Raw genomic sequence first — 1,983 nt, 5'->3', positions numbered from 1 at the left:
AAGGCAAACAGCGTCACCAGTTGCGCGGTGTTTTTGTCCAGGCCACGAAATGCGTCTTCACATAACTGAACTAAGGCTTGATCACCCGAAACGGGTGCACGACCTTAACGCTAACCTGCGCCTCCTTTATCTTGCGCTTGGCTTTGTACAGCGCGCTTACACAACTTGTTGTACGTACTGCGGCGGGTGACGATCTGCAAGATCATTTCACGACCTTCATGTTCGGCCCGCTTCTCGACGTCGGTGTAACGCGCGTCGGCACCTATGATGTTTTCTTGGCCATGTAGCAGCTTGTTGACCTGAGTAACGCCTGTAATATTAGTTGTCGGTGCGGCCACGCTATGCACTAAACCCGATTCGTCATCGACGCCGATGTGCGCCCTCATGCAGAAGTAATACTGCTTTCCCTTTTTGCTCTGGTGCATTTCCGGATCACGCTTAACGCCCTTGCTCTTGGTCGAACTCGGCATATGGATAAGGTGGCATCAACGATGTTGCCTTGGCGCAACGACAAACCGCGGTCACCCAAATAGCCGTAGATGACAGCAAAGATGCCCGCGGCAAATTCATGTTTCTCCAGCAGTCGGCGCAAGTTGAGGATGGTGGTTTCGTCGGAAATACCCTCCAAGCTCAGACCCGCAAACTGGCGCAGGATGGTGGTCTCGTACAGCACCTCCATCATCGTCGGGTCGCTGTAGCCGAACCAGTTCTGCATCAAATGAACCCGTAACATCGGCATCAGCGCATAGGCTGGGCGTCCGTCTCACTCTGGGAGTAATGCAGCTCGATCAAGGCAATCAAACCCTTCCAGGGCACAACTTGGCCCATCTCGATCAAGGACAGCTCTATGCGTGTTTGCTTGCGTTTGCCGGCGTACTCGGCGTCGGCCAAGGTCATCTGCTTCAGCGGAAACGTGGCAGGTGGAATCCTGGTGTTTTTGCAAAGATAGTGAAGTCCTCTTCAGAGCTTCCCTAATGATTATGCTAAGTATCGGACTTTAACCCGTGCGGTTACAGGAGCTGAGTGCAACACGGTTATCTATCGCGCATTTTTGCTTCTCGGCGAGGTTTCATTTCATGAAACCAGGGCCCTCTAGTTGCCGCTGGGAACTCGACTTTGCCGATTACTTTTTCTCTTCCATAGCGGGGGGCTTTTTCGGGCTTTCGGACTTTCGACAGGTCGCCGCTCTCTGCAGCCTTAATATACAGCTTGCGGCCCTCGCCTGAACGACGGTTACCATAAATGCTGATCGAGCCGGTCGACTGATGCCCCATGATGTATGCAATGGCTTCAGCGCTTTCACCTGATGCCTTCAGGTTCGAGCCAACCTGGTGGCGGAAGCTTTTCAGTGTCGGATGCTGCTTACGCCTGGGCCATAGGGTTCGGCATTCCTTGCGCAAACGATCCCTAATCGCGGTATTTGTGCGGGGGCAGTTGCTCATCCAGGATGCCGCTTGCTTGACGCGATGAAGCACCTTCGGACTCTCAATGATGAGTGTGCGGTCGGCACCACGATGCAGGCTGGCGTTCTTCTTGCCGCCGATGATGCTCACGTAGCTGTCGACCACTGTGATCGTGCGCATTTCGCATGGCCGTACGCCCAAGCAATGCGCGAGTATTAGAGATGCTGCTTCTTCGATATAACCTAGGTCTTTCAGGTGTTTGTACAGTGATTTGAAGTCTGCATGAGAGACAGCGCGAACCTTGCTGGGCTTCGGTTTACGAGCCAGTTCCGAATTTGGTGCGGTCACGGGATTTACGATCTGACGGATAGCTTGGGCTGCCCCATGGTTACTTCTGGAGATCTGGTCGTTCAGTAGTGCGCTCTTTAGAGTGCTGAACGAGTTAGGTTGGAGTTCTTGGGCGCGCGCAAGTATAGCCGCGCAGATTTGCGCTGAAGTTGGATCGTCCTTACCGCAGTAAGTCCGATAAAAGTTACGTGCGCGGATTTGATATTTCTTCAAAGTGATTGGGAGCATGGCT

Annotated in this window: 1 protein-coding gene and 1 pseudogene; both read right to left on the bottom strand. The window is 53.3% G+C overall.

The window, feature by feature from the left end:
* Positions 1-906 (bottom strand): annotated as a pseudogene (locus ACIGEK_RS22425) (IS5 family transposase); the annotation flags it as partial.
* Between the two features lie 128 nt (positions 907-1,034).
* Positions 1,035-1,983, bottom strand: a 949-nt coding sequence (locus ACIGEK_RS22420; RefSeq protein ID WP_397495433.1) for a site-specific integrase, incomplete at its 5' end; no start/stop codon positions are given.

Origin of the sequence: Pseudomonas sp. NPDC079086 (assembly GCF_044542155.1) — a bacterium.
GTDB lineage: Bacteria > Pseudomonadota > Gammaproteobacteria > Pseudomonadales > Pseudomonadaceae > Aquipseudomonas.
The sequence above is the reverse complement of the archived record's forward strand: the minus strand, read 5'-3'. Positions and strand labels throughout refer to the sequence as shown.